The organism is Tolypothrix bouteillei VB521301 (assembly GCF_000760695.4).
In the GTDB taxonomy this organism is placed as follows: domain Bacteria; phylum Cyanobacteriota; class Cyanobacteriia; order Cyanobacteriales; family Nostocaceae; genus Scytonema; species Scytonema bouteillei_A.
The window spans coordinates 7,501,617-7,520,610 of sequence record NZ_JHEG04000001.1 but is presented as its reverse complement, the minus strand read 5'-3'; the positions used below and the strand labels follow the sequence as shown (position 1 = coordinate 7,520,610).

The 18,994-nt window shown below is 40.9% G+C and carries 18 protein-coding genes; 12 read left to right on the top strand and 6 right to left on the bottom strand.

Features of this window, described 5'->3' with window-relative positions:
• The first annotated feature begins 147 nt into the window (after nt 1-147).
• The gene (locus HC643_RS41680; protein ID WP_050046669.1) at nt 148-2,100 is read left to right on the top strand and encodes a sensor histidine kinase; all 1,953 of its coding nucleotides are present in this window, start codon (nt 148-150) and stop codon (nt 2,098-2,100) included.
• Here the strand turns inward: HC643_RS41680 and HC643_RS30720 are convergent.
• Nucleotides 2,034-2,858: a class I SAM-dependent methyltransferase gene (locus HC643_RS30720; protein WP_038082130.1), complete on the bottom strand. Its 825-nt coding sequence runs from the start codon at nt 2,856-2,858 to the stop codon at nt 2,034-2,036. The genes HC643_RS41680 and HC643_RS30720 overlap by 67 nt on opposite strands.
• A 94-nt stretch (nt 2,859-2,952) precedes the next feature.
• Nucleotides 2,953-3,516, bottom strand: a complete 564-nt coding sequence (locus HC643_RS30715) for an HD domain-containing protein (protein WP_038082128.1) — start codon at nt 3,514-3,516, stop codon at nt 2,953-2,955.
• A gap of 98 nt (nt 3,517-3,614) precedes the next feature.
• Here HC643_RS30715 and HC643_RS30710 point away from each other — a divergent pair, with 98 nt between their 5' ends.
• The gene (locus HC643_RS30710; protein WP_050046670.1) at nt 3,615-4,406 is read left to right on the top strand and encodes a class I SAM-dependent methyltransferase; all 792 of its coding nucleotides are present in this window, start codon (nt 3,615-3,617) and stop codon (nt 4,404-4,406) included.
• Between the two features lie 292 nt (nt 4,407-4,698).
• Here the strand turns inward: HC643_RS30710 and HC643_RS30705 are convergent, their stop codons facing one another.
• A complete protein-coding gene (locus HC643_RS30705; protein WP_038082126.1) occupies nt 4,699-6,342 on the bottom strand; it encodes a purple acid phosphatase family protein in 1,644 nt (547 codons plus the stop codon).
• Nucleotides 6,343-6,727: 385 nt separating this feature from the next.
• Here HC643_RS30705 and HC643_RS30700 point away from each other — a divergent pair, with 385 nt between their 5' ends.
• From HC643_RS30700 to HC643_RS30675, 6 genes are all read left to right on the top strand, one after another.
• Nucleotides 6,728-7,447, top strand: coding sequence for a response regulator (locus HC643_RS30700; protein ID WP_038082123.1), 720 nt, complete (start codon nt 6,728-6,730; stop codon nt 7,445-7,447).
• A 102-nt stretch (nt 7,448-7,549) separates the two neighbouring features.
• Complete coding sequence (locus HC643_RS30695) at nt 7,550-9,049, top strand: FAD-dependent oxidoreductase (protein WP_038082121.1); 1,500 nt, start codon at nt 7,550-7,552, stop codon at nt 9,047-9,049.
• A 493-nt stretch (nt 9,050-9,542) separates the two neighbouring features.
• Nucleotides 9,543-9,950, top strand: coding sequence for a hypothetical protein (locus HC643_RS30690; protein WP_038082119.1), 408 nt, complete (start codon nt 9,543-9,545; stop codon nt 9,948-9,950).
• Between the two features lie 485 nt (nt 9,951-10,435).
• Nucleotides 10,436-10,618 carry a CsbD family protein gene (locus HC643_RS30685; protein WP_038082116.1) on the top strand — a complete coding sequence of 61 codons (183 nt, stop codon included), beginning with the start codon at nt 10,436-10,438 and terminating at the stop codon, nt 10,616-10,618.
• Nucleotides 10,619-11,198: 580 nt separating this feature from the next.
• Nucleotides 11,199-11,918 carry a response regulator gene (locus HC643_RS30680; RefSeq protein WP_038082112.1) on the top strand — a complete coding sequence of 240 codons (720 nt, stop codon included), beginning with the start codon at nt 11,199-11,201 and terminating at the stop codon, nt 11,916-11,918.
• 52 nt (nt 11,919-11,970) lie between these two features.
• Nucleotides 11,971-13,584: a DUF8082 domain-containing protein gene (locus tag HC643_RS30675; protein WP_050046671.1), complete on the top strand. Its 1,614-nt coding sequence runs from the start codon at nt 11,971-11,973 to the stop codon at nt 13,582-13,584.
• A 4-nt stretch (nt 13,585-13,588) separates the two neighbouring features.
• On the opposite strand, the gene HC643_RS30670 is transcribed toward HC643_RS30675, so the two are convergent.
• Nucleotides 13,589-14,506, bottom strand: a complete 918-nt coding sequence (locus tag HC643_RS30670) for a c-type heme family protein (RefSeq protein ID WP_038082109.1) — start codon at nt 14,504-14,506, stop codon at nt 13,589-13,591.
• A gap of 277 nt (nt 14,507-14,783) precedes the next feature.
• Here HC643_RS30670 and HC643_RS30665 point away from each other — a divergent pair, with 277 nt between their 5' ends.
• The 3 genes from HC643_RS30665 (at nt 14,784) to HC643_RS30655 (ending at nt 16,109) form a co-directional block, all read left to right on the top strand.
• A complete protein-coding gene (locus HC643_RS30665) occupies nt 14,784-14,924 on the top strand; it encodes a hypothetical protein (RefSeq protein WP_153021433.1) in 141 nt (46 codons plus the stop codon).
• Between the two features lie 97 nt (nt 14,925-15,021).
• Entirely contained in the window at nt 15,022-15,270 is a 249-nt protein-coding gene (locus HC643_RS30660) for a hypothetical protein (RefSeq protein ID WP_137986573.1), read from the top strand.
• Nucleotides 15,271-15,584: 314 nt separating this feature from the next.
• Nucleotides 15,585-16,109 carry a hypothetical protein gene (locus HC643_RS30655; protein WP_038082107.1) on the top strand — a complete coding sequence of 175 codons (525 nt, stop codon included), beginning with the start codon at nt 15,585-15,587 and terminating at the stop codon, nt 16,107-16,109.
• A 1,017-nt stretch (nt 16,110-17,126) separates the two neighbouring features.
• Here the strand turns inward: HC643_RS30655 and HC643_RS30650 are convergent.
• Nucleotides 17,127-17,381: a DUF2513 domain-containing protein gene (locus tag HC643_RS30650; protein WP_038082106.1), complete on the bottom strand. Its 255-nt coding sequence runs from the start codon at nt 17,379-17,381 to the stop codon at nt 17,127-17,129.
• Between the two features lie 279 nt (nt 17,382-17,660).
• Here HC643_RS30650 and HC643_RS30645 point away from each other — a divergent pair, with 279 nt between their 5' ends.
• The gene (locus HC643_RS30645; protein WP_050046674.1) at nt 17,661-18,551 is read left to right on the top strand and encodes a DUF559 domain-containing protein; all 891 of its coding nucleotides are present in this window, start codon (nt 17,661-17,663) and stop codon (nt 18,549-18,551) included.
• Nucleotides 18,552-18,611: 60 nt separating this feature from the next.
• On the opposite strand, the gene HC643_RS41675 is transcribed toward HC643_RS30645, so the two are convergent.
• A partial coding sequence (locus HC643_RS41675; RefSeq protein WP_237265968.1) for a hypothetical protein occupies nt 18,612-18,994 on the bottom strand: 383 nt, incomplete at its 5' end.

Genomic DNA, 18,994 nt, shown 5'->3' with positions numbered 1-18,994 from the left:
GAAACAATACACAATATTTCAGTATTTATACTTAAAAGAATCTACAGTTGTTCATGGCAATGCATTTTTCTTATGAGACAGAAAACCGGGTTATAATCCAAATGATTATAGTACACAGATAACTTGGTGTGCTTTCAGCAAAAGAGCGTGACAAGATCGAAAAAAACCGAATTTCCCTTAAATTTAGGAATCGGGTGGCAAAAAAGAAGTATAAATGACAACTTTAAGCCTTGGGGCGGTCACAGGCTGGCTCTTAAGTGGCATCTTGTGTTGCTCGTAGCAGGGGCATTACTCCCAGTTGTTCTTTTTGCCGTTGCTGTCGTACACAGACTCTCGCTGAAAGAGCGTGCAGCATCAGAGCGCCGCTTGGTTCTAGCAGCACGCAACCTCACTCAAGATATAGAACGTGAGGTTTCAAGTACAACCAGGGTACTCCAAGTACTGGCAACTTCCGATCGACTCGACCGAGGTGAATTAAAAGCTTTTTATCAAGAGGCGCAGCGCACAGTGCAAACGCAACCGACTTGGTTGGGCGCGATCCTCCTAACACCAGATAAACGTCAGGTCTTCAATACTTTTCGTCCCTTCGGTACCCCACTGCCCTTGGCAAATGAGCCTGAAAGTGTGCGACGCGTTGTCAAAACACTCCAGCCAACAGTAGGTTACCTCGCCTTTGCACGTCTCAAGCAAAAATGGGCTTTCCCCGTCCGCGTTCCAGTTATACGCAGTGGTAAGCTACGGTATGTGCTGACCGCCCTCATCACCTCAGAAGCGCTCACTCGTCTGGTCAAGACCCAAACCACTGTTGATGGCGAGTGGACGCGTACTGTCGTTGACGGTTACGGTGTTGTTGTAGCCCGAACTCGCAATCCCGAACGCTTTGTGGGACATCCGGGTACCCCTTCTTTTCTGAAGCGAATCGCAGCAACAACAGAGGGAGTTTTCCGCGAAACTACCTTAGAGGGAACGCCAGTGTACGTTGCCTTCAAACGAGCCAATTTCTCTGGCTGGACGACCGCCGTCGTCGTTCCTATTGAAGTCATTGAAAGTCCGGCTCGCCGTGCAATGTGGTTCGTCGTTGGATCGGGCTTGGCTTTGCTCCTAGTCAGTGGCGTGGGAACGCTCATCCTCTCGCGATGGATTTCTCAGGGTATCGCTGAGGCTGCTCGTGCTGCAGAAGCTCTAGCCAAAGGTGAATATCCTCGTATCAGTCCCTCACCCATTCAGGAAGTCGCTTTGTTAGGCGAAGCCCTAGAATTTTCAGCTGACCTTTTGTCGCAACGGGAGCGGGAGCGGGACGAAAATTTAGCACAAGCCGAAGCAGCACGGGCTGAGGCGGAAACCGCTAGCCGCCTCAAAGATGAGTTCTTAATTACCGTCTCCCACGAACTTAGAACTCCTCTCAATGCTATTTCCGGCTGGTCCCAGTTGCTGGGTACCGGAAAGCTCAACCAAGAAAAGACACAGCAAGCGATCGCTACCATCGAGCGCAATGCAAAAGCTCAAGCACAACTGGTGAACGACCTCCTTGACACATCGCGAATCGTCGTCGGGAAACTCCGCCTCGAACCAGAGTTACTGAACTTAGCTACCGTGATTGTCAGTGCGCTCGATTCGGTGCGCCATGCTGCTGAAGTGAAAAACATAGATTTGCAGCTACAACTTGCTACCGTAGAACCTGTCGTGGGAGACCAAAATCGCCTCCTGCAGGTAGTATGGAATCTCCTTGCGAACGCAATTAAATTCACGCCTCAAGGTGGACGGGTGGAGGTGAGTCTCTCTCAGGCTAACTCATTTGTCGAGATTATAGTGCGCGACACAGGTGTAGGTATCAAGGCAGAATTCCTGCCACACGTCTTTGAACGCTTCCGCCAAGCCGACGGTTCAACCACAAGGCAGTTTGGGGGCTTGGGGCTGGGTCTGGCGATCGCCCGTCACTTAGTCGAGCTTCACGGTGGGACAGTGCGGGCTGAGAGTGACGGTGAGGGCAAGGGGGCAACTTTCACTGTTATACTGCCATCAGTTCAATCGTGTCATGGTTTGCAAGCGACAGACAGCACTACAGAAGCGGGAATTTCAATCCCACCATCTGTGGCGTAGGAACGAGCACCAGCAATAATAGCGCTCTCAATATTGTGTCGTTGCTCCTCGCTTTGCATTGCAAGCATTGGTCCCAGTCTTGCTGAAGTTGCGATCGTATTTGGCATTACATCCTCTGGCGTAGAAAAAAACCACACTACAGGTAATTCAGCGATAGAAACTGAAGTAAATCCTTTTGCGCTCAAAACCCTTTCGCATTCAGCTTCTTCACCAAAGCGGAACAAGGGTGGTCCTGGAGGGAGGTTTAACTTCATAGTACCTTTTGCCTGAATTGACCCCAAGATTAAACTCATGAATGGATTCCGTGCTGGTGGTGTCCAACAAGTGAAGGCATAGTACCCTCCGGATCTAAGCACCCGAAAAGCTTCAGCAATTGCTTGCTCGGGATTGGGAAAATGGAGAAGCCCCAAGCTGCAGATAACCGCATCAAATTGGTCTGACTCAAAAGGGAGGTTCTCAGCATCTCCTGTATGAAATTCGGCTTCAGGACATCGCTTTCGAGCAATGGTAACCATATTTTCTGCATAATCTAATCCAGTCACTATTGCCTGTCGCCTCACTGCTGCAGCACTCAACCGTCCAGTCCCGCAAGCAACATCCAGCAATCGCCAACCGTATCCTATTCCGACAGCGTCTAGTATGACTTCATTGACTTGAGAAGTCACTTGAGCAGTAGAGCGATCGTATTCAAACGCCACCCGATTAAATCCATCACGCTCGAACTCTTTGAATGCTTCGTAATTAGATCCGTCCAACATATAATTATAGGTGCAAAAAAATAGTAGAAATTCAAATTAACATCCTACCATTCTGATTCTAAAATGAGTCTTGTCTTGGATTTTATCTAAAGTATCAATTGATAAATACTTTATAATCTTCAATTTTACAAGCCAATCGCGACGCTAAAAACGGGCTTGCATCCTTTAAAGCGTCATAAATTAGAATACCTTCTTCTCGATATCGCACAATTTTATCTGAAGTCCAATAATGTGGAGGTGCTTGTAAGTTGCTGATTCTATCTGCTAACTTTACCATCCATATTTCTTTCGGTTCTTGCTTTATCCTTGTTAAACTATCTTCCATCTGAAGATATTTTGCGATGGTATTATTTTTAGTTAAGGCAAGTACACCTTTAGCTACGGCTTCACCAAATTCGATATTGATTTGCTCAAAAGTTATATCGGTATCTTCGATGGTGTCATGCAAAAGCGCACATTGAATTGCAAGATCTCCGTTAGATTCTTTTTCTACATTTAAAGCTGCAATGACTTCCATACTTACAAAGCTTAAGTGCATAATGTAAGGTATGTTTGAACCGGGCATCTCCTGACCTTGATGCGCTTGTGCTGCAAATTTGTAAGCTTTAATATAACTTTCTTGCGACCAATTTTCTGGTTTTAATTGATAGTTTTCCATATTTGCTTGCGTTTTCCAATACCTTAATAAACAAAACGAGTACTACTTGTATGAAAATTTTAAATGTAGATAATAAATCCTAAAGCAGAAAAAACCTTATGTCCACACTACAGGAAATCATTGCTTGTCCTTTATGCCGCAAAACTTTAACCGCAGTTCCACAGCCATGTAACAGGTGCCATAATTCTTTCCAGGAAGAATTAGCAAAAACTCCCTCTGTTATGGATTTGACTTATAAAGCTTTACAAAGACAACAAGACAACTCCATTACGGAGACAAAACCTTTACGTACAGAGTTGTTTCGTTCTCCAATTGTTTCTTTTTTATATGAAAGAATTTTACCCCCACTTTGGGCAGTGGGACTGCGGAACTCCGGCGGTATAGATGCTGAATTTAGACTGTGTACGGAATTCTTCGGTCAAAATCCTGGAATTGTAGCAGACGTCAGCTGTGGTACGGGCATTATGGCACGTCGTTTGGCAAAGTGGGGAAAGTGCGAACAAATCTTAGCTCTAGATTACTCTGAAACAATGCTGAGCGAGTTGCAACAACAAATGCAATTAGAAGGCATATCACCGTCAGAAATTGCGATCGCCCGCGCTGATGTAGAAGCACTACCTCTAGCACCAAATTCTATAGATGCTATCTATGCTGGGGCTGCCATGCATTGTTGGAATGATGCGACTGAAGGAATTCGCAATATTTACCAAGCGTTACGTCCTGGAGGGAAACTGTTAGCAACCACTTTTCTCAAACCATATCCTAGTATCGTGTTTCGGTTTTTTTCACCTGAAGAATTGCGATATATTGTATCAACAGCAGGTTTTCATGCAAACAACATACAAGTAGAAGCTAGTGGATTTTACGGTATTGTTAAGTGTATCAAATAAAAAAGAACCTGTAGGCTATTATTGTATATCCTACTACTAGTGGTTCACCACATTAATTTTGAGGGTTGATTGAAAAACCGCAGAGGCGCAGAGGGCGCAGAGGAAGAGAAAAAGAGGATGAGCTTGAACATCGTTTTACCCATTAAAACTTATGTGGTGGACTACTAGTGCTCTGTCGCAAAAGTTTTGAGGAGTGAAACGTTTTTATCTCGTTCCCAGGCTGAGCCTGGGAACGAGGTGTGCGGAGTTGTGAAAGCCTAGCAAAATTAATGGGACAGACCACTGGTTAGAACTACGATTGCTTTAACTCAAACTCATCAAACTTAATGACTTCTGAATCTGGCTTGCTGGTATCAAACAAGTAACTGCTGACCGTAGCCGTACCCGTATCAAAGATGCTGAAAACAGTAAAGTCATTGCTGGCAATATATGGTGTTGGATGACCATCTTCCCCCAGAAAGGGATGAATTGTTGGTATTACGGGTTCTAAACCATATGGATCTCCAAGTTCGACATAATCCTCTCGATAACCTATGGGAACTTTTCGCTTGCGATCGCCCCAAGCCGCACCGTATGAATTACCAACATTTGATGTTTCGATAAAATGTACTTGAGTGGAACTGACAAAGCGGTTCCACAAATGGGAATGCCCGTAAAATACTAACTGTACGCCTGCGGCTTCTAATAAAGGCATAACATCGCGAATGAGGTAATCAGCCTCTTTAGGGTACTCGTAACGTACTGCTTTAATATTGCCCAATGTATCGCGTTCTATGATTTGTACTGGCTCGGTATATGCTGGAACCACGTTATCACCAAGCGAATGAGGCGGGTGGTGCAGCATCACCACTTTGTACTTTGCTTGCTGAAATTCAGGGCTATTTAATTCTTGTACCAGCCAATTGTACTGCGTACTGCCTTTTGCGATCGCCTCATAAATATGCTGTCCGTAACCCCAATTCTCTGGTTTATTTAAATCTTTTGCACTTTCGTTGTATCTGCCTCTAGCATCTGCATCTAAGAGATGAGTGCGCCACATATTTGTAGCATATAACACTATTAATCCCACATCACCCAAAGTGACCGAGTAGTAAGTTTTTCCTCCTTCTGGACTTTGAGGTAGGGTAAAAAGTTCTTCGTAAGTATCGGTATTAAAAGAATTGTTTTTCAGCGAGTCTTTGCCGTATAAATTTTGAGCAATTGAGCGAGGAATTGTCTTATCAAATTCCGTATTTAAACTTTCACACCCAAAGCGTCCCATAATCTCATGATTGCCAATGCAAGTAAACATTGGGGCGTGTTGAATGATTTCACCTCCAGTATAAAATGTTGTAGTCCCATTTTTGCTCATTTCAAATTTGGCACGACCTTGCAAACAAGGAAAGAACGCACCCCCACGATTATCATCAAACCATTCGGAAGCGCGGTCTGGAATATTTGCTAAATCACCAGCAAACCAAACAGCATCTACGTAACCAACAGTTTCCACAACTTTCTGTAAATTGGCTGCTACCATAGGCTTGATTTGATGGTCGGAAGTCAGCAAAATTTTTAGGGGCGTTCCCGGCTGTGGTGCAGGTGCAAGGGTAAACACTTTGCTACTAACGCTTTCGCCATCTTCTCTCACACTTGTAACGTGGTAAGAAACGCGTATGTTAGGAGTTAAATCTTTTACCTCAGCCTCATGACGCCAAATATCGCGCATGACAGGATGTTGGTAAATTTGTCCATCCCGTGATTGGGTTGCGACACGTGAATTTTGGTCTTCGCGTACCCGACTGAGTTTGGTCGTTTTAGCAATAGCAGTATGAGCTAGATTCTTACCGTAAGCAACTATATGCCCGGAACCAGCAAATTCAGTAAACCACACAACTCGTACCGAACTTTCGGTTGGAAGTTGCAGGAAAGGATCGGTAAGCAACTGTGGTGGTGACATTATTTTTTCCCTAAATAAACTCACGTTAATCAGGTTAATCTATCCTGAAAATAGGGGCTAGGGGTTAGGGGCTCGGCAAGAGGAATTTTTACTCCATTGTAAATTATTGTTCCTTTGCTTGCATCTTCTATGCCTTTTGGCATAAATACGTTATCCGATGTAGATAGGAAGTGATTATCAAAGGGATTAATTGTAAGATACATCTAAACTTTCTTGCGAATGACTCTACCTGCATCAAGCGGACAAACTGTTGCTTTTAGAGACAGTGCCTCGGAGAGATAGACTGAAACGGTTTTAGCCTTTTAGAATGCTTTTACTATCACTCGACAAATACAAAAGAGTCGATTTGTGCATCTTGTTACTTAAAAAGAATTGAGGCTTGACCATGAATACAATTCGTGTTGTTTTAATTGAAGATCACGAGCTAACTCGGATCGGTATAGTAGCTGCTTTGAAGCAACAAAATGGAATTGAGGTGATTGGTGAAGCCAAGGATGCAAGGTCAGGTTTAAAGCTTCTGAAATCAACAAGACCAGACGTTGCTATAGTCGATGTCGATCTACCTGATATGAGTGGCATTGAGTTGATCCAGCACTTCAACAATTCTGAGGAAGCAAGCGAGATACCAGAAACCAAGATTTTGATTATGACAATGCAGGATAATGAGGAAACCGTGCTAGCAGCTTTTGCGGCTGGGGCAGATTCTTATTATATGAAAGATGGCAGTATTAATAAACTGGCTGATGCATTGCGGTCAACTTATGAAGGCAATTCTTGGATCGATCCGACCATTGCTCGTATTATCTTGCAACATAGCAATAAAACTTACGCAGAAACTCAATCAGGTTCTGAAAATACAACAGTTTCTATCAATGGTTTATCAGCTGAGGAAAGCCAGATTATTCCAAGCTATCCCTTAACAGCTCGCGAGTTAGACGTCCTCAGACTTATTGTAGATGGATGTAGTAATGCAGATATTGCCGAAAAACTTTATATCACTGTAGGTACTGTCAAAACTCACGTCCGCAACCTTTTGAATAAGCTTTGTGTAAGCGATCGCACGCAAGTTGCGGTGCTTGCTTTGCGAGCAGGCTTAGTTAGATAACCTGTCAGTGGTTGGTGGTTGGTGGTTGGTGGATTGCATGGCGAGCAAACCACTAACGAATAACAACTAACAACTAACCACTCACAATTAACCCTAAAACCCATGCAAAAAATACTTGGAAAAGCTATCTCCTATTGGATAGACTCAACATCAGAGAACAACTTTTCACCACTCCTTAATACTGTAACAGTAGATGTTGCGATCGTTGGAGCAGGTATCGCTGGAATCACTGCTGCTACATTGTTAAAGCGTGCTGGCAAAACTGTTGCTGTGATTGAATCGAATCGCATAGCAACAGGTGTCAGCGGTCATACAACTGCTAAAATCACCTCGCTTCATCAATTGATTTATGCAGAGTTAATCGAGAAATTTGGCGAAGAAAAAGCTAGAGTTTACGCACAGTCAAATCAAGCAGCATTAGAACGTATCGCGGCTTTTGTGGAAGAAGAACAAATAGATTGTGACTTCAGCCGCCAAAGTGCTTATTCTTTTACAGAATCTCAAGATCAACTCAACCAAATTGAGAAAGAAGTAGAAGCTGCACTTAAATTAGGGCTTCCTGCTTCTTTTGTACGGCAAACTTCCTTACCTTTTCCTATTGCTGGTGCAATTAAATTTGACAACCAAGCGCAGTTTCACTCACGCAAATATTTACTGCACCTTGCTAAAAGCATTGCAGGAAATGGTAGCTATGTGTTTGAGAACACGCGAGTACAAAAGGTTGATGAAGAGAGCCCCTGTCAAGTCATTACCGATAAGGGAACTGTTCTAGCACGGGATGTCATTATTACGACAAATTTGCCAATCCTAGACCAGGGCTTGTTTTTCGCCAAAACTTATCCCAAGCGTTCTTACATTATTGGTGCCAGGATTGAGGCATCCAAAGCACCCAAAGGAATGTATATTGGCATTGGGGAAACATATTACTCAATTCGTACCACTCCCTACCAAAATGGTTTACTCCTTCTTGTTGGTGGTGGAGGTCATAAAGTGGGTACTGTGACTAACACGGAAGAAAAGTACCTCGATTTGGAAGCATTTGCACGTTCTCGCTTTGGGATTGATTCTTTTGAGTATCGTTGGTCAACTCAAGATGCTGTTTCCTTCGATCGCTTGCCTTATATTGGTAAGTTGACACCATTCAACAACCATGTATATGTAGCCACTGGTTTTAGCCTTTGGGGAATGACAAAGGGAACATTATCTGGAATGCTACTTGCAGACAGAATATTGGGTATAGAGAATCCTTGGGCTGAACTTTACGATGCAACCCGTGCAACGCCATTTGTGAGTTTGGAAGGGGTTAAGCAGAACCTTGATGTAGGCGTTCATTGGGTAGGCGATCGTATTAAAGGAATTGGTCATTCTTGCGTTGATGTTGCCAATGGTGAAGGAAAAATAGTCACTGTTAATGGCAAAAAGGTAGCAGCTTACAGAGATGAAGGAGGAGAAATTCATGCAGTCTCTGCGGTGTGTCCTCATTTAGGTTGTGTTGTTGCCTGGAACAGTGCAGAGAAAAGTTGGGATTGCCCCTGTCATGGTTCCCGTTTCAACTCTGACGGAAAAATACTGCACGGACCAACGGTAAAAGATTTAGAGTGACTGATAACTAGCACATGAAGGCAGAAGTACGGAGGCAGAGGGCAGAAGGCGCAAAAGCTTTTTTTGTAAGCTTTTTATCTGTTACTAATGGCTGCCTTATTTACGTCCCGCTGTACTAGTAATTAATCAAGGGTTAGCGATCGCTCGTTACTAAATTTTGACAGTGGTTTTTGCCTAAATGAACCACACTGTTGGTAGGGGTGCAAAGTATTGCGCCCCTATATTTGTAGTTTATTTACTTGGAAAATAGTACTAAGCAGCTATATTTGGTTAAGCTTTTTATTAAAAATACTTTTGACATCAAGAGCTTAATAAAAATTAAATGAATAGCAAAAAAAATACATCATAGGATAGAAAAAACTTAATTCTGTTTAACTGGTAACACTTCTCAAGATTTTAAGCTCCACCTCTTTAGGCACTAGATTTCAATTGTTAAAAGATTTAATTTATTTAGTATAAATGGTGAATCAAAAATTTAGTGAGGACATAATATATGACTACTGAAAAGAATAACAAAGCTGTAGATAGCTCTGAACGAGTTGAAATGGATACATACGATAGAGGAATCGTACCTGCTGAAACAGCAGCTCGCAAAGAAAGAGAGGGAGAATTATACAAAACACTTCCTAATGAACAGAGAGAGGCAAGCGCACCTACTGACGACCAAACACATTCTGATAGCGTACATTCTACAGACGGTTATACAGTAGACAGAGAAGGTTTGCTAAATAATTACGCAATAGAACCGGAAATGTATTATGAAGTTCCTGGTGATGCGAGTCAAGAAGCTAAGGAGGATACCACTCATCGTGCAGCAGAACTGAAAGAAGTTAATGAAGATAAAGAAGGTCAGTTAACAAATGATGACGACAAACGAGGCAGAGGTCCGGGAATTGTTTAATCTTTTTGTCTGAGTTTTTCGGTTACATAGGTACTGTGGGATGATTGGGACAACACCCGGTCATCATTTTTTTTGTCATTAATATACTCATTTTGCCTACAACATACCCGACTTCTTCAAGAAGCCGGGTATTTTATTTTCGCCTTGTTCCCTAGCGGAGTCTGAAAATGCCTTCGCTAGAAGCTTTGCCTCCCGGTACAGGTGGTTGTTAGGTTATTTTACACGAGCCAAGCAGTCATGAAATTATCTACCGCAAGATAGAATATACTTATCCCAGGAAAGAGGTAACTTTACTATCTGTGTCTCTCTAATATCTATAATTTTAAATCTTGCAGATGAGTTAAATAACATAAATAATCTGTTGCGCGGACAAAATCTTTTTGCTTAATCATAAACTTAGGATAGACTGACAGACAAATATTTTTTAAATAAGATATTTATAGATAGAAAACAGGCTACTAACAAATCAAAAGTAAGGAGTTAATATGAGTATCGAAAATCGCATAGAAGCAACTGCTAAAAATATAGAAGGTAAAATTCAAGAAGTTGTGGGTGAAATCACAGGTAACCCCAATGACAAAGCTGAAGGTAAAGCAAAGCAAGCTGAAGCTCAAGTTCGCCATAGCGTGGAAAACTTGAAAGATGATGTTAAGAGAGCGATCGACTAACTAAAATAACAGAGATTTGTGTATAACAGTGTTTGCTGAAACAATCGGCAAACACTGTTTTATTTATAATAAGTAATATTGCAAGCTCGCAATCGGCGTTAATCCACAGACTAAGTATTGAAGCTGTAGCAGTCTCTAAATCCTTTGTGAAAAATTTTAAGTACTGTATGGTAAAAAATGCCTACTACATAAATGCTTTTTGTAGCCATTGTACGGGTATTTTATAAATCAAATATCATTCCTAGTATTAAGAATTTTAAATTATTCACAAAAAATTTTAGGTAGTATCGGTAGGGGTAAGCCCACCAATTTTTGGTAACTTGCCAAAAACGCCATTAAAAATTATAATCGTATTTTTTTAAGAGGTGTAATTGAAAAACGCAGTTAGTTGATGACGATCGCCACTCTGCCAAAAACAGGGTCTGTGACACAGTCAGAAATAACTTATCCCTCGGCCCTTATTCCATGCCCATTTGCATTAATTTTTATAGCTTGGGGGGGATGAAGTTTGTTGACATCTTTCTTTTTGTATAAAATCCCTATTAGAATATCCATGTATAATGGGTAGAGGTGATTGGCTATGAGTGAAATCAAGGTCGTCGTCATTGAAGACCACAACCTTACCCGGATAGGTTTACGGGCTGCTTTACAAACTCAGGCAGAAATGAAGATTGTTGGTGAGGCTTCCAATGCAAGGGAAGGGCTACAGCTTTTGAAAACCTTGCATCCAGATGTTGCCACTATCGACATTGGTTTGCCTGATATGGATGGAATTGAACTGACACGTCAGTTTAGGCAATATCAAGCTCAGACACAAGACTACACAACAAAACTGCTGATTCTCACAATGCAAAATAGTGATGAAGCTGTTTTAGCAGCTTTTGCAGCAGGAGCAGATTCTTACTGTATGAAGGATATTGCAACAGATAAACTGGTAGAGGCAGTAAAAACAATTCATACAGGTAGTTCTTGGATTGACCCAACAATTGCAGATATTATTTTGCAACAAATTCGTCATGATTTCCCCGATCGCAATGGAGGAATGACGGGCAAACGGGTCATGATTAATGCTGTAGACCCAGAAGTTGAGAAAACACTGGAAACTTATCCACTGACCGAACGGGAAATGGATGTTTTGGAGTTGATTGTTTCTGGGTGCGATAATGCAGAAATTGCCCAAAAGCTTCACCTGACAATTGGGACTGTAAAAACTCATGTTAGAAGTATTTTGAGCAAACTCTGTGTAGCTGACCGTACTCAGGCTGCTGTTCGAGCTTTACGTGCGGGTTTAGTACAATAAAACCTTGCTAGAATTGGTGAGGTAAGTCATTTGCGATCGCAAATGGAGAAAAATGCCTCCGCCAACGCTTAAGGCTGTCGTTATCAACTTGGGAGATGGAGATCTAAACAGTGGCTTTCCTAGAGTAACCGTTCAATTGTGGGTATCGGGCTATTCTCGACCCCAGCAGTTTATTGGTAGCCTACCCGCAGCACCAATTTTGGCAGAACTCTACAGTAACTGGCAATTAATTTACAAACACCTTTGCAATCGGATGGCGAGTATGAAGGACATCCGCAAACAATCCGTTGCCCAATTGGTAGAGGTGGATGTGGATGATGAGCTAGAAATTGACCTAGAAGGCGTTACCAATATTTCGCAAGATAGCTTTCATCAAGTTTGTTATCAACTAGAACAGAGCATAAATGCTTGGCTTCACTCACCAGGGTTTCTGAATGTCGATAGCCAAGTGCGATCTCGACTGGACTCATCATCAGAAATCCATGTCATGATTGAAACCAACGATGACTTACTGCGTCGGTTACCCTGGCATTGTTGGCAGTTTTTTGGCGAATATCCCCAAGCAGAACCAGCACTGAGTCAACCTGAATACCAGCGTGAAGGGCAGGCTAAGCGAGATACAACAAAAGTCAGACTCTTGGCGATTTTAGGCAGTAGCAAAGGAGTAGATTTAAAGGCGGAACAAAGATTTCTTCAAGATTTACAAGAGGCAAAAATTGAGTTTCTTGTGAACCCTTCCTACGAACAATTAAACCAGCAACTTCGGAACGATCGAGGCTGGGATATTCTCTTTTTTGCCGGACACAGTCAAACCGAAGGCGAAACAGGCAGGATTTATCTCAACGAAAATCCCACTAATAACAGTTTAACAATTCAACAGTTGCAAGAAGCGCTCAAGGTAGCCATTGCCAATGGGTTAAAACTGGCAATTTTCAATTCCTGTGACGGCTTAGGCTTAGCAAATTCTTTAGAAAAATTACATATTCCTACCGTTATTGTCATGCGAGAACCCGTACCCAACCGGGTAGCACAAGAATTTTTTAGACACTTTCTCTCTGCTTTTGCTCTCGAACGTTTGTCTTTATATCGAGCCGTGCGGTACGCCCGTCAGCAATTAAAAAGCTTGGAAGCTGATTTTCCCGGTGCTTCTTGGTTACCTACCATCTGTCAAAATCCTGCTGTCGAACCTCCTATCTGGCTTAACATAGCCGAACCTTTGCATTTTGTATTGACATCATCCCAAATCTATAAATTGGAAAAGGTTTTACTCGATCTTATTGGACCGATTGCTCCCATTCTGCTACAAAATGTGTTGGCACAGGTGGGGAATCGAAGGGAATTAATCGAGCAATTGAGGCGTCATCTGTCTCCATCTCAGCAAGAGCAATTTCAGAAACAAGTCCATTTGGAGCTAACACAGCCGCTTTTGAAACTGGAAGATAGGGTAGAAATGTTAATAGAGCAATATCAAGTATTAGATGAAAATTTTATCCGTCAGTGCGAGCAAGCGTTAACCCAAGCGATCGGACCAATTGCTCATATTCTCATTCAACAAACTCTTAGTTCTGGAGAACACTCTCGCGCAACTTTTGTCGAAAGTCTAGCTGCTCAACTTCCAAATCCTCAACTAGCATTGGCTTTCAAACAGCAGGTACTGGATAATTAACGGATTAAGTTTTGTGTTGCTTTAGCAAATCCATGGCAATCAACAAACTGGATCTCATGCGTTCAAAAGCGATCGCTAGTAAACCAATTTCATCTTTTGATTGTTCTTCAAAGTTAGCATTTATCTCACCCGTGCTTACAGCATTAGCTGTTTTTGCAATATTTTTAATTCTTTGGATAACAACTTTCTTTAATAAGAAATTAATCAACAATATGACAGCAAAAAAGATAGTCATGATAACGAGCATAACAGAAAAGAAAGCCCGCCAAGTTTCATCAAAGACCTTTTCTGAAGGAACATAGACCATTTGAGCCGCAATAACCTCATTCAGCTGCCAACCAAACCCATGTTCTCCATAAGTGGCTAATAAACTTTTTGGTGCAATGTCAGGACGAGAATGGCACTCAAGACAGCGATTTTCTTCTATTTTAAATGGATGAGCTGTATAAAACTTTTTCCCCTCTGGTGTAGAGCGAAAACCCGAAAGTTCCTTGATTTCTGGTTGTCGGCGAAAACGTTCTACCAATGCAGTTTCAAAACTATCAGCTTGGTCTCTAGGATTAGTAGGATTGAGAGCAGCATCTTTATAGAAAAAGTCGTGATATTTGTCATCTTTGCGTAAGTATTCCGAAACCTCTCTTACTGAAAAAGTTGGAATTGCTTCGGGAATAAAGGTGGAACCAGTTTTTAATTGAGGCGCAAGCAGTGGATTGACACGATCTTGAGTATAATGCCGTAATGAGTTCATTGTTTGCATGAGCAAATCAGCCTTAACGTTAATCTCATACTCCGCTCTCTGTTGCAGAACACTTGATAGCATCAGGCTGCTAAGAAGAATACCGACGAAGAAAGAGAGAACTAATAAAGAGTTAAACTTGACTCCAATCTTGGCATTTAGCAAGTCAGCGTTGAATATAGCCATGCCTATGTATAATAAGAGAGATCTGTTCAGCGATCGATTTTTTCCCTAGTATAGCTAATCCTATATTTCTCACTCTACTGCCCTAAAACTTTGAGTGAATTTCTCGAAAAGCGCGATCGCGGTGAGGTCGGATCTAATTTTTCTAGGAAAGTACCTGACTTTCCTTCAAATCCGGGTTTTTGTATTTAACGTGTGTTGGCTCGAAAGCCCCAAAAGCGATATCGTGCTCGATTAAGTCTGCTTTCTTACGTGCAGCTGTTACATTGAGGTCATTGTAGTGCAAACCGGGAGTTCAGCAGAAATCCTTTGTTTGGATAAGTGGTTTTTTAGTCTGGTTACCAATACAACTTTTGCAGGTGTTACCTGGAGTCCTGTGGAGACATCACGGGTTTCTCTCAGCAGTGGTTCGGGCTTCTGATTCGAGTGGGACAATATCTGTTAAAGACAGTGACCCACGATCTATAAAAAATGCAAAGAAAGCTCTGAACAATTTTATAGGTGGGTTTCTAGACAATATGACCTTGTACTGTATTGTCGCTTATGTTGTAGATGCTTTGGTTTGCATTTGGTATTACCCTATAATGCCTGGTATACCTTGGGATAAAGCAATCCAATACCTGATGTTAGGCGTTTTCCAGTATGTCAACTGGAGCAATGTGTTTGGTACGATCGCAACACTATTCATGGTTGAGATTCTTGTCCACACGATGATTTCTATCAATATGCTCCATAAATTCCTGGTAGCAAGCAGCAAGGAACATTAAAAAATAGGCGTAGCAGAAGGTGCGATCGATCCTCCTCGACCCCTGAGTTCAAGTCTCAGGTACCTCACATCTTGCAGCATCGCCTTATTGCAAAAATCAAAGCCCAAAAAGCTTATTCTTTCGTAGGGTGGGCACTACCCACCACTCTGTTGTTGAGAAGGTGCAAGATGTCAGCCTCCGACTAGCCGTGAAAATCGCCGCTAGTAATATATGAAAGACGCACATTTTTTTCATTTTCTGAAAGCCTTGCTATATGAGGGTTATAAAATGTGCATCTTAGGAGGTACGCCATTCAAACACAATCGTTTTTAATTATGACTAATTTTAATTTAGAAAGCTTTCACAAAGATAACGAAGAATGGTCTGAGCTAGCGTTGCAGCAAGTAGGTTCCGATAATCTACAAATACACGTATTTGGTGGTTTTGCTGCTGCCGCTGCTTTTGGAATGATGGCAGGACCAGTAACTGGTGGACTAGTAGCTGCGTATGTAATCTATTCTGCTTTTGAAAAAGGTAGGGAGAAGAAACGTAATTTGGCAGCAGTCAAGAAGAAATGTTTGGCACACGTTCTCGAAGGTAGCAACTTCAGGTCATACGCAAGGCAGATTGGTCACGAAGGAGTAATGCAGGAGCTAACTTATGCTTTAGAAGAAGAATTATCTATATCTGATGATGCGATGGATTACTTAGATAAGTATGCCCCAGAGTATCTTGAACCTAGTCAATCAGACAAAAAGCCACTATTAGCACCAGCTAGTACTCCATCATATACCCCTAAACAAGTCACTTCCTTGAACAATCTCAAGCTAAAACTATTCATGAGTTCGTTCTTAATCTAAACCTTTCACATCCACCAAGTACTGTTGAAGAATTTACTGAAAAATTCATTACGTATCTATTGAAACCAAGGGAGATAACAATGATTAACTCAGAATATCTTAAATACTTACAGAAGTTGGGTATCTGGCAATGTGAGATATTTTACGAAAATGAACTATCATAGGTTTGCCATTAGTTAAAACTTACGCATGTGCGATCGCACTTAGTAGCGTCTAATCTACGAGTATTAAGTGGAAGTTATAAAAAATTAGTAGATTAATTATTTTGCCTTATATTACTAATCAGAGTGTTAAGTAGGTAAAGTGAATTGGAGTACGGTCTCTGTAAGGTTTGTATTCCATCTTTTGAAAACTCAGTTTTCAAAATAGCTGCTATTTTCTATTTCATCTTTTTTGTGTTATTCTGTATTCATCACCCACAGATAAGATATTCCAAGATAAGATAAAACAAGCTGAGACACATATACTGTACTCGGTATTGCTTAAGTTTGGTTAAGAAAGACCAAGAGTTACTGCGAATAACTCTTGATCGGTAGTCTGGGATGATAAAAGAAACGTAAGTTTAGAACTTACCCAATGTAAACAACACAATTAAAATTAGTGTTGTTAGAACGGATATAGTTGTCAGAACCAAGCAAAGGATGACAACAAACCTCCAAAAAGCACTACGAGATTTAAGAACTCGTAGCAAGACCTTAATTAGGTCAGCCATGTAAACCCTCCTTGTAGGGTATTAATAGTATAGCCATAATAAAGCTCTCCTTCTAAGCCAATAGAATGAGGGCTAGTGCCTTTGTGAGAACTTCACTATGAATACCAGCATATCATAAACTCTGAGAGAGCTGTGTCTTTAAACTATAAAAGTTATCTCAGAGAAATCAGCGATCGCACCTAACAAGACTTTAGAAAAAAGTTAAGCCGACCCCAGTCCATTCGGGGTTGGCTTTGTACAAGGAGTTCTTAAATTTCAGAGAGAAGCGATCGTACACCTAGCAGAAACTTTCGGCTAAGCAACTATCACCTAATTTTGTCCAAATAATCGTACCCACTCATTGTGATTCCATCTATACCGTATCCCGTAATACCAAGCAAAGTTTTATTTACGTATCCTTTTAAGTAGTTCCATTCAATTAATAAATCAACACGATCGATAATAGTAGGCTCATCAAAACCTTTTATGTTGAGGTTTGTAATTCTTCTACTCCCTGATGCAGAGTTCTCTACTTGTAGAAAAATCTCTTTAATGAGAGATAAATCCCTTGCTCTTAGCATGAGAAAATCCTTTATTATAGTAAATATATACTACAATAAATGACTTGTAAAATTATTAACTAAAAGTAGAAAAACAATTTTCATTATTTGAGGAATATTGGAGGTGGTCGCACTTACTCTAGAAAACAATTCTGGATTGTTGATTTTTATTTTATGTCAGTAAATGATATTGATTAGCAGTATAAATATTATATAGTAGAGAGCTATCATTCTTTAAATTAGATTATTTTGCCTGGGTAATTCTACCGTAAACATTAATTTATTAGGAGAACGAGTAGAGTGACTGGAGTTAAGCCCAAGAAGCCTGGACTTGTGGAATTGCTTGCTAGCATTAAAAAAGATTCAGAGACACCAGTGCGCGATGTTCCTAAGTCTTCTGGAAAAACACTTGTAGAAGCGATTGCTAAATTAAACCAACAGAAGCAACAGGTTGAGCCATCAAGTGATAATAGTACTAAAAGTACCAGTATAGAATTAAGCAAAAGAACCACTTCGTTAAGTAACTTAGAATCTCCAACTCTTGTGTACGAGTTGAGAACTTACCAAATGCTCAAAATGTTGAGTAAAATAATGCCTACTACAGAATGGTCTTCCGATTGGTTAACTGCAAATGTCAGAAAACCAGGGTTCTATTCTTTTCCTCAAGGTATAACTCTAACTTACAAAGGTCAACCAGATGGTTCGGGGACTCAGCATTTATGGGAGATTCGGGTTGATGCATCTTGGGCAGAAAAGTTAACTAACGCTTATAAACAAATAAGCGGTGAGATGGGATTAGTTCTGCCAAAAAAATCTGTCTCAAATAATTCTAGGTCTGATTACTACCACTCAGAGAATGGTTTAAACTTTCGTTCTCAGGCTGAGTTTGAAATTGCTAAAGCTTTAGAGAAAAGACGTGTTCTTTTCTTTGTTAATGCTAAATGTAGAATCCGTAATAGGATAAATTGTATAGAAACTAAAGAGACAGATTTTCTAGTTTTTTATAAAGGTTCCCCTAGAATTCTTGAAGTAGACGGGTGGGAATTCCATCAGCGACCTTCTGAAGACTACCAAAGAGACCGATTATTTGATAGAGAAGGAATCAAATCTACTCGTTTTAGTGCAACAGAGTGTTTAAACAATGCCGATGAAGTAGTAGATGAGTTTTTAGAGTTGTTTGGCGCATCTTAATAAGTTAGTGTACAGATTAAACCAAATTCTTTTAAATCTATAAAAGTCACATCAGGGTCATCAGCGATCGCACCTAACTGTAAATTCGTTACACGGTATTGAGTTCCAAAGTGTACATAGGTTGTGGCAGATTGCACTTATTGAGTTTTGGATAGAGTTATCTAAAGATAAAGCAAATATACCTAATCCAAAACCAGTAAAGTAAAGAAGCTTAAAAAATGATGTGTTGGTTTTATCAAGCCATCCAGTTCCATCAAAATATTTGATTTCTGTAAGTCTGTTTAAGGTCGCAAAACCAAATATAAAAACTGAAGCTAGCTTAAGATAAGCTTTAACACTTTCTTCCTTAAGATAAGGCAACTTTCGTCCTAATACCTGAGCGAGTGTGAAACTAACTAACGTTACTAGAAAAATACGTATAAGAGTTTTTGAGCTATTATCTC

Coding starts and splice junctions, on each gene's coding strand:
- HC643_RS30720 (WP_038082130.1), bottom strand. CDS start 2,858: ATGTTGGACGGATCTAATTACGAAGCATTCAAAGAGTTCGAGCGTGAT.
- HC643_RS30715 (WP_038082128.1), bottom strand. CDS start 3,516: ATGGAAAACTATCAATTAAAACCAGAAAATTGGTCGCAAGAAAGTTAT.
- HC643_RS30710 (WP_050046670.1), top strand. CDS start 3,615: ATGTCCACACTACAGGAAATCATTGCTTGTCCTTTATGCCGCAAAACT.
- HC643_RS30705 (WP_038082126.1), bottom strand. CDS start 6,342: ATGTCACCACCACAGTTGCTTACCGATCCTTTCCTGCAACTTCCAACC.
- HC643_RS30700 (WP_038082123.1), top strand. CDS start 6,728: ATGAATACAATTCGTGTTGTTTTAATTGAAGATCACGAGCTAACTCGG.
- HC643_RS30695 (WP_038082121.1), top strand. CDS start 7,550: ATGCAAAAAATACTTGGAAAAGCTATCTCCTATTGGATAGACTCAACA.
- HC643_RS30690 (WP_038082119.1), top strand. CDS start 9,543: ATGACTACTGAAAAGAATAACAAAGCTGTAGATAGCTCTGAACGAGTT.
- HC643_RS30685 (WP_038082116.1), top strand. CDS start 10,436: ATGAGTATCGAAAATCGCATAGAAGCAACTGCTAAAAATATAGAAGGT.
- HC643_RS30680 (WP_038082112.1), top strand. CDS start 11,199: ATGAGTGAAATCAAGGTCGTCGTCATTGAAGACCACAACCTTACCCGG.
- HC643_RS30675 (WP_050046671.1), top strand. CDS start 11,971: ATGCCTCCGCCAACGCTTAAGGCTGTCGTTATCAACTTGGGAGATGGA.
- HC643_RS30670 (WP_038082109.1), bottom strand. CDS start 14,506: ATGGCTATATTCAACGCTGACTTGCTAAATGCCAAGATTGGAGTCAAG.
- HC643_RS30660 (WP_137986573.1), top strand. CDS start 15,022: ATGACCTTGTACTGTATTGTCGCTTATGTTGTAGATGCTTTGGTTTGC.
- HC643_RS30655 (WP_038082107.1), top strand. CDS start 15,585: ATGACTAATTTTAATTTAGAAAGCTTTCACAAAGATAACGAAGAATGG.
- HC643_RS30650 (WP_038082106.1), bottom strand. CDS start 17,381: ATGCTAAGAGCAAGGGATTTATCTCTCATTAAAGAGATTTTTCTACAA.